The 7910-nt window shown below is 64.9% G+C and carries 9 protein-coding genes; 7 read left to right on the top strand and 2 right to left on the bottom strand.

All coding sequences use genetic code 11. From position 1 onward, the window contains the following. Positions 1 to 577: NAD(P)/FAD-dependent oxidoreductase (locus tag DQP57_RS25680; protein WP_165821904.1), on the top strand; the 577-nt coding region annotated here is incomplete at its 5' end. A 68-nt stretch (positions 578 to 645) separates the two neighbouring features. Here DQP57_RS25680 and DQP57_RS25685 read toward each other — a convergent pair. Next, a complete protein-coding gene (locus tag DQP57_RS25685) occupies positions 646 to 1230 on the bottom strand; it encodes a TetR/AcrR family transcriptional regulator (protein WP_112635630.1) in 585 nt (194 codons plus the stop codon). A gap of 85 nt (positions 1231 to 1315) precedes the next feature. Between DQP57_RS25685 and DQP57_RS25690 the strand changes: the two genes are divergently transcribed. Then, entirely contained in the window at positions 1316 to 1717 is a 402-nt protein-coding gene (locus DQP57_RS25690; RefSeq protein WP_112635632.1) for a nitroreductase family deazaflavin-dependent oxidoreductase, read from the top strand. Here the strand turns inward: DQP57_RS25690 and DQP57_RS25695 are convergent, their stop codons facing one another. Then, entirely contained in the window at positions 1718 to 3103 is a 1386-nt protein-coding gene (locus DQP57_RS25695; RefSeq protein WP_112635634.1) for an FAD-binding oxidoreductase, read from the bottom strand. Positions 3104 to 3195: 92 nt separating this feature from the next. Between DQP57_RS25695 and DQP57_RS25700 the strand changes: the two genes are divergently transcribed. The 5 genes from DQP57_RS25700 (at position 3196) to DQP57_RS25715 (ending at position 7670) form a co-directional block, all read left to right on the top strand. Beyond that, positions 3196 to 3609: a hypothetical protein gene (locus tag DQP57_RS25700; RefSeq protein WP_133259314.1), complete on the top strand. Its 414-nt coding sequence runs from the start codon at positions 3196 to 3198 to the stop codon at positions 3607 to 3609. 211 nt (positions 3610 to 3820) lie between these two features. Next, positions 3821 to 4078 (top strand): hypothetical protein, encoded by a 258-nt coding sequence (locus tag DQP57_RS25705; protein WP_205869241.1) that lies wholly within the window; start codon positions 3821 to 3823, stop codon positions 4076 to 4078. Between the two features lie 2 nt (positions 4079 to 4080). After that, complete coding sequence (locus tag DQP57_RS26730) at positions 4081 to 5310, top strand: hypothetical protein (protein WP_133259315.1); 1230 nt, start codon at positions 4081 to 4083, stop codon at positions 5308 to 5310. Positions 5311 to 5413: 103 nt separating this feature from the next. Next, positions 5414 to 5827 carry a hypothetical protein gene (locus DQP57_RS25710; protein WP_112635638.1) on the top strand — a complete coding sequence of 138 codons (414 nt, stop codon included), beginning with the start codon at positions 5414 to 5416 and terminating at the stop codon, positions 5825 to 5827. A gap of 361 nt (positions 5828 to 6188) precedes the next feature. Next, positions 6189 to 7670 (top strand): serine/threonine-protein kinase, encoded by a 1482-nt coding sequence (locus DQP57_RS25715; protein WP_112635640.1) that lies wholly within the window; start codon positions 6189 to 6191, stop codon positions 7668 to 7670. Positions 7671 to 7910: the final 240 nt, after the last annotated feature.

A 7910-nucleotide genomic window follows, 5' to 3' on the forward strand; every position in this document is an offset into this window, starting at 1 on the left:
CTGTGATGGGTTCTTTTTCAAGGATCAAGACATTGCGGTGATCGGGGGTGGGGATTCGGCGATGGAGGAGGCGACGTTTTTGACCCGGTTTGCCCGCAGTGTGACGGTGGTGCATCGGCGCCAGGAGTTTCGTGCCTCGCGGATCATGCTGGAGCGGGCCAGGGCCAACGACAAGATCGCCTTCGTGACCAATGCGGCGGTCGAGGCAGTCGAGGGTGAGTCCACGGTGACGGGTTTGCGGGTGCGTGACACGCGTACCGGTGTGGTGTCGACGTTGCCGGTGAGCGGGGTGTTCGTGGCCATCGGGCATGATCCGCGTTCGGAGTTGGTGCGCGATGTTGTGCAGACCGATCCCGATGGGTATGTGCTGGTGCAGGGTCGGACCACGAGTACCTCGATGGAGGGGGTGTTCGCCGCCGGGGACCTGGTGGATCGCACCTACCGGCAAGCCATCACCGCCGCGGGCAGCGGCTGCTCGGCGGCCATCGACGCCGAACGCTGGCTCGCCGACCACGAAGAAACCGACGTGGACGCGTCCGTGACGCCGGCGATCGGCCGGGAGCCGTTGCCTAGCTGAGGGTTTCGCGTTCGGGCGTGGCCCGCGGAGACACAGGCGCCACGGGATCAAGACGCGGCCGAGGTCGCCTAGCGCCCCGAGGTGAGGTGGGCGGTGACGACTGGCGTCACCCGCGCAATCAGTTCGTCCACCGGAGCGGACGCGATCGGTTCGACCTGGAGGACATGACGCAAGTAGGCGATGCCCAGCAGTTGGGCCATGGCCAGATCGACACTCAGCTCGGCGTCCGACCCCTCCAGCAGCTTGGCCAACCGCGGGTACAGCTGGCCCTGAATGAACTGGCGCACCAGGGCAGCCGATTCGTCGTGGGTGGCGGCACCCCGCAGGATCGCCAGTAGGGAAGCGCGGGAGTCTGGCTGCTCCCAGGCCGCGAAGAACACCTGCGTCAGGCGCTCGCCGCTGTCCTTGCGATCGCCGCGGGCGATGCGCTCGCTGATCTCCGCCGGGTCGATGGGCCACCCCATGGTGGACCGGAACAGCTCGGCCTTGCTGCCGAAATAGTGCCGGATCAGCGCCGGGTCGACGCCGGCACCGGCGGCGATGTCGCGGACCGAGGTCTTGTCGTATCCCGAATCGGCGAACAGCCGTCGAGCGGTCGCCACGATGTCGTTGCGGGTGTCGGGGTTGCCCGGGCGTCGTCCAATGGGAGGCACAGTCCAGAAATTCTACAGTCGTTGACTTCCGGAGGACGGCGCTTTAGCCTAGACCTATAAATTCTCCATGTGAGGAGTTAAGGAGATGCCAGCACCGCGATGGGTTGCCCGGGCCAACAAGATCGGCCTCAATCGATTCACCAAGTTCATCGCCCCGTGGGCACCGGGATGGGGAGTGGTCGTCCACCGCGGGCGCAAATCGGGCCGCACCTTTCGCACCCCGCTGTGGGTCTTTCGGCGCCACAACGGATTTGTGATCGCGCTGACGTACGGTCCCGAAACGGATTGGGTGCGCAACGTTCTCGCCGCGGGCGGTTGTGAACTGCAGACGCGGCGACGGCGCTACCAGCTCGGCGCGCCCGTCGTGTTCCGCGACGAAAGCGCGACCGACATGCCGGCGTTCATCCGCTTCATGCTGCGCAGGGTGATCAAGGCGCCGGAGTTCCTCCGGCTCGATATCGTGAGCCAATTGGCAACGGCGCGTTGATCACTTGCCATCCGACGCGAATGCGACGTCCGGATTGAGGATGCCGGCCGGGTCGAAGCTCGCCTTGATGCGGCGCATCAGGTCGACCTTGACCGGGTCCTCGAGTTCGACGAAGTACGGGGCTTTGGCGCGGCCCAGGCCGTGCTCGCCGGAGATCGCGCCGCCCAATTCCATTGCCAGCGCGAAGATGTCGGTCAGCAGTTGCTTGCGGATCGCCGGGTCGGGGCAGAAGATGGCCAGATGCACGTTGCCGTCCCCGGCATGCCCGCAGCCCGCCGCGGCAGCGCCGGCCGCCGCCGCCAGCCCTCGTGCGCCGGAGAGGAATTTCGGCATGGCGCCGCGCGGCACGACGGCGTCGATGAGGTCGTCGGCGTTGAGTGCCTTGAGTGTCCAGAACGCCTTCTCGCGCGCCTCGATGAGCTTGCGCGCCGACCCGCCCTCGAGCACGTACGCATCCACCGCGCCTAGCTCGGCGAGCAGCTCACCCGTCGTCTCGACATCCTCGTCCAGCCGCTCGGCGGTCCGATTCTCAAGCGCCACAACCAGATACGCCTGACAGCTGTCGCGGACGGCGTCGGGCACGCCCAGCTCGAGATTCTGCGTGTGCACCAGCGCGGCCATGGTCACGCTGTCGATGTACTCCAGGATGAAGGGCGCCAGGCCGCTGGCGAGGATCTTGGGCACCGCCTCCATGACCTGGTCGAAGTCGGCGAAGGGGGCGAGCACGGTGGCGTTGTGGTCGAGGCGCGGGTGCAGCTTGACGGTGACCTCGGTGGCCAGGGCCAGGGTGCCTTCGGAGCCGACGATGAGCTGGGTCAGGTCGTAGCCGGTGGAGACCTTGGCGATCTTGCCGCCGGTGCGGATGAGCTCACCGGTGGGCAGCGCCGCCTGCAGCCCAAGCACGTTGTGGCGGGCGATGCCGTACTTGACCGCGCGCATGCCGCCGGCGTTGGTGCCGACGTTGCCGCCGACACTGGAGGACAGCTCGCCCGGGTGCACCATGTAGCGCAGCCCGGTGCCGGCGGTCGCGTCGTCGAGTTCGGTCAGGGTCACCCCGGGCTGCACGACGGCGACCTGGTTGGTGACGTCGACCTCCAGCACGGCGTTCATGCGCTCGAAGGAGATCAGCAACCCGTCGGCGCGGGGGATCGCCGCGCCCGACAGGCCCGTGCCGGAGCCGCGGGCAGTCACCGGCACGTGGTTTTCCGTGGCGGCCTTGAGCAGGTGAGCGACCTCGTCGGCGGTCGCGGGCGTGGCCAGGTATGCGGGCTTCTGCGCCGGCTTGGTCAGCACCTCATCGTGTGCGTAGTCCTCGGAAATGGCGTCGCCCGTAAGCAGGTTGTGTTCGCCGACGATCTCCGCGAACTGCGCCGTCATGTCGGTCATCGAAGGCCTCACCTTCTTACGTGCCGGACAATTACTCACTGTATTCGGGGATGCGGGCCATGGGGGCTACGGACCTGGGATGGTGGGAAACGATGACCGAACCCGATGACCAGCATCGCGAATATCACCGGCCGAGGTTCAGCGCCGAAGAGTTCCTGCGTAACCAGCTACTGCTCGATGGCCTGGCAATGTGCGTCCCGATGGCGCACGTCACGTCGGTAATAAGACGCGAACAGCTGGCCGAGACTGTTGCTGACCAGCATGATGTGGTGTTGCGCGCGATCCGATCTCTGCTTGACGATGGCCTCATGAAGATCGGCGACATACTCGGCGCTTCTGACGAGCGAGTGGTTCCCTGGGATCTTTCGATCGACGCCGCCATGGATCGATTACGTGATCTCTTCGTCGACCACTATGACGAACCCGCGCTGTGGGATTTGAGGATATGGCTCCAACTGACGCCCGAGGGCGCACAAGTAGCTGAATCGCTGGTCGGCGGCCAATAACTCAAGCGTTGACCTCGCAATCCGCGGACCGTATTGCTTTGGCGCAGCCTATTAGCTGCATGATTCGTACTCTCATATCCCAAGGGGAATGGCTACATTCGGTGGATCGAATTGGCGACGGAGTCTCAGTGACTGGCATGCGAGTGATGCGCCGCCTACGCTTTCGCTTGTGCAGCGAACATTGCATGTGAATAGCCCAAGAGTTCTGGCTATGGCTGCCCGCTGGGGCGCTTTGCTGGACGGTCTTGAGGCCACCTCAGCGCCGACAGGGCTGGGTTTGTCGTGTCAGCCCAGCGCGGCTGCGGTCAATGCCGCTCACGTTGAGATCACGGCGTTCACCGTGGGGCTGGCTGCACAGGTGGAGGCCCGCGCTATCAGCGTCACCCGGGCCGATAGGGGCTATTTGGCACAGGAAGCCGAGTCGGCCACCAAACTTACTGCGGTGGCTCAGTCGGTCACCAGCGTGTAGCAATGGAAACGGTTGCAGGGGTTCCCGGCCTGTCGTCGTTGTTGGCCTGGCCTACTGATCACCTCGCCGAGGCGGCCGCTCACTGGGAGGCCGTGGCTGAGCGCAGTTATGGGGTGGCCAACCAGGTCTGGCGGGATGCCTTATCAGTTGATTGGCAAGGGGAGGCTGCTGAGGCGCTGCGCACCGCGACGCACTCGGACATGATGACTGCCAGCGCAGCGGCTGATCAGTTGCAGCGGGCGGCCAAGATTGCTCGTAGTGGAGCCTCGGATTTGCACGCGGCGCGATCTCGCGTGCGTTATGCCGTTGTGGATGCCCACTCGGCAGGATTCGAGGTTAGCGAAGACCTTTCCGTCACCGACCGCATGATCGGCGGGTCTGCAGACCAGCGGATGGCTCGACAAGCCCAAGCGCAAGCCCTCGCTGACGACCTTCGTCAGCGCGCCGCCCAACTGATGGGACTCGATCGACAAGTCGCAGGCGAATTAACCGCCGCAGTCGCCGGCGTCGGCGACAAATTTCCCCACCGCCCGCCCGCTGGCAGCCCGCGGAAAGACAACCACGTCCGCGCTGTCGACAATCACTGGAAAGAAGACCCCCCACCCCCTGCACCTGACCCCAGGACTCAGTTGGACTTGCCGGACTACAACACCGGAACGTTGTCGGCTGAGGAGGCGCGCACGGTTTATGCCCAGGGTGAATTACGTATGCGTCAGCTGAACGAGCAACTCATCAAACAGGGCCTAAGCCCCGAAGCGCGCGCCAAGATGATGTTCGAATTGCGAAACTCGCTGCGGTCCTGGACACGGGAGCTGATGGCTGACCGGGGACTTGCTGACCAATTGAACGCGACTCAGCCCAATAAGGCCCTCGATGAGCTTATTGCGAAAGCGCAAGCAAATGGCCTCAAGGGAGACAGCGTGTGGAATTCCATCATCGAGAGCTCGACACGTAGCCGACCCAGCGTGAATGCGACGCTCGGCGTTGACCCAGAGCGCCCACCGCCGCTGCCGCCTGTTCGATCGGCACCTGCTGCGCCTGCACCGATCGAAGCGCCCGTCCAAAAGCCGCCGGTCGTCGAAGCGCCGCCGCCGCGAACGTCGCCGCGGGGCGGGCCGATGATTGGTGGCGTCGGGCCAGACATCAGACCTCACTTCATCCCGCCTCCGCATGCGCATCCGCATTGGCTCGGCGAGACCCCAGAGGAAGAGTGGGAGGACGGTCAGCATTGATGTTCCGCGCTTGCCGGCCGATCCCGGCCTTCTGTAGGGGATTCAAGTACAAAGCCAGCTTGGCCGGCCGCGGCTCGCTGAGCGATGAGTTTAGAATCCTGGTATGTCAGGCGGCAACGGACCCTCCTCGGTACCGCGTCCTGTGATCGACGAGACCGCGCAACCAGACTGGTTGCGTACCGGATACAAATTTTTCCCGTATGCCGCCGCACAAGATGGCCACTGGTGGGTACTGCGACTCAACTATGGATTTCCAGAACACGATATGTACACGCTGTTTGTTGATGGCCGTTCCACGGTCGATATTACTGGCAGCCCAGATCATTCGAGCGCTCTAGTGCGGAGCATTGCCTCGCTGCGTCCATATGACGAATCGACCGTTGCGGAACCGTCACTCGATGCCAGTACAGCCGCGGAGGTTGTGCAAACCGTCGCGCGCTATGCCGATTACGGTAGTGAACACGGGGAACCGTGCCTGTTTTGCTCTGAAGATCGGGATGGCATGGCCCGGATCTGAGCCAATGCGCATCGAAACTGAATCTGTAAAGGCTATTGATTCAATCGGTTTCGCTTCGGTGTCCAGCATGCTTGATCGGGAAATAGCTTAGCGGTGTACATCTTGGTGTCCCGCGCCTCGTGCACAAACAGCCTCGACTACAGGTGTCGGTCGGAGCCACCGCTGCCGTTAGGGTGGGACAGGCGCAGTTTCCGTGCAGGCCGAGGTCTGTCTGGTCATGCGGATGGGAACTGGCCGGGTGACAATAGCGGCCACCGTCGGAGTCTCGGAGTAGCGACACGCGTGAGGCTGCGCACGTTATGTCGACGCCGGATTCGGGAACCCGCGGCGTTGGACTGTCTTGAGCAGAAAGGATCGTTCGTTGACCTCCTCGTCCCGCAGTTCGCGGCTCGGTACCCGGTTCGGGCCGTACGAGCTGCGCTCACTGATCGGCACCGGGGCGATGGGCGAGGTCTACCGGGCGTACGACACGGTTAAGGACCGGATGGTCGCGCTCAAGCTGTTACGCGGCGAGACGGCCGCGGACCCTGGTTTCCAGCAACGCCTTTGGCGCGAGTGCCGCAAGGTGACGCATCTACAGGAGCCCCACGTCCTGCCGCTGCACGACTTCGGCGAGATCGACGGCGTGCCCTACATCGACATGCACCTGGTCGACGACGGCGGCAGCCTCAAGGACCTGCTGCGTGAGCAGGGCGGTCTGGAGCCGTCGCGCGCGGCGTCGATCACCGCACAGGTGGCCCGGGCCCTGGACGCCGCGCACGCCGCCGGGCTGGTGCACCTCGACGTCAAGCCCGAGAACATCCTGCTGACCCACGACCACTTCACCTACCTCGCCGACTTCGGCATCGCGCAGGCCGCCGGCGACGAGAAGTTCTCGCGGACCTACATGGCGCCCGAGCGATTCACCACCGGTCGTGTCGGGCCGCAGACCGACGTCTACTCATTGGCGTGCGTCCTCTACGAATGCCTCACCGGTCAACCGCCATTCGAGAGCGAGGACGCGGGGGAAATGAAGTGCGCGCACATGCTGTCGCCGGCGCCCCGGCCCAGCATCATGCGCCGCGGCGTCGGCCGCGACTACGACGACATCATCACCCGCGGCATGGCCAAACACGGCGCGGCGCGATTCGCCTCCGCCGGTGACCTGGCTCGCGCCGCCAGTGACGCGGTGTTCGCGGCCTACGAGCAGCCCGTGGGTGTGGCCGCCGGGCGAAGCGGGCCCCCGCCTCGCACGCGGCCGCTGCCGACCGTCTCCCTTCAGGAACTCGACGAGGCCGCCGACCGTCCCGCACCGCCTCCCGCGTCCGCGCGCAACTGGCACTGGCCGGCTATCGCCCGCACGCCGCTGCTCGTGACCGCGGTGGCGGTGGTGGTATTGATCGCCGGCCTGGTGTTGTCGATGAATCTGGTTGGCGGGACTCATCACAACGCGTCGCCGCCGTCCCAGGCGTTGAAGGCGGCGCCCCCGCCCGCGTCGACGACCCCGCCGCCACCGTTGACGCCCACATTGTCGCGCCCAGTCAAGGGTGCCGACGGGTTAGGGTTCGTCGGCGAGACGGCGCGCTGCGACCCTGGCAATCCGCCGGCCGCCGTGCTGCGCACCGCGAAGTCGCTGGCGGTGGTGTGTCAAAACCTCAGCGGGACTTACTATTACCGCGGCGAACGGATCCGCGACGGCGCCCACCTCGAGCTCTCCAACGCCGAGCGCGTCGAGGACGGATTCGACGTCACCAACCCGGTCGACGGTGTCGTCTACGAGGTGCGCCCCTACCGGTTGCGGATCATCAGCTTCGGCCACGTCGATTCGTCGGAACCCGTGTTGCAGTACGCGACGGCGACGTAATCGCTACGGGCGGACTAATTGTCGCGAGGCCCCCGCACAAGTCCCATAGGCCACATGGGTAACGGGTTTCCGTGCATAAGGTGACTCCCAAACGCGCTACCGCATGTGCTAGCGCGTTTGACATTGGCTTATTGGTCCGGCGCTAGCATGTCGCGCGTGCAACGTCACGGGTCTGCTGCACGAATAGGTGACAACTGAGATGGCTTGCCCGGCGTGGGCAGGCTGGAAGGATGTCACCAT

Origin of the sequence: Mycobacterium colombiense, from assembly GCF_003284935.1 — a bacterium.
Classification (GTDB): Bacteria; Actinomycetota; Actinomycetes; order Mycobacteriales; family Mycobacteriaceae; genus Mycobacterium; species Mycobacterium arosiense_A.